1 protein-coding gene is annotated in these 406 nt (G+C 71.2%); it reads right to left on the reverse strand.

Annotation, left to right across the window (positions count from 1 at the left end):
* Positions 1 to 406: M24 family metallopeptidase (locus AC4IJH_RS43755; protein WP_490857606.1), on the reverse strand; the 406-nt coding region annotated here is incomplete at both ends.

Genomic DNA, 406 nt, shown 5'->3' on the forward strand with positions numbered 1-406 from the left:
CGGTGGAGGTGCGGGGCAGGGCGGCGGACAGATTGCGGTTGCCGTCCTCGGTGACCAGGATGTCGTCCTCGATGCGCACCCCGATGCCGCGGTACTCCTCGGGCACCGTCAGGTCGTCGGCCTGGAAGTACAGGCCCGGCTCGACGGTGAGGACCATGCCGGGCTCCAGGGTGCCGTCCACATAGGCCTCGGTACGGGCCGCGGCGCAGTCGTGGACGTCCAGGCCGAGCATGTGGCCGGTGCCGTGCAGGGTCCAGCGGCGCTGCAGCCCCAGCTCCAGTACGCGCTCCACCGGACCCTGAACCAGACCCCACTCGACCAGCTTCTCGGCCAGTACGCGCTGGGCGGCGTCGTGGAAGTCACGGAACTTCGCGCCCGGCTTCACCGCCGCGATGCCCGCCTCCTG

Source organism: Streptomyces sp. UF-297 (assembly GCF_058245575.1).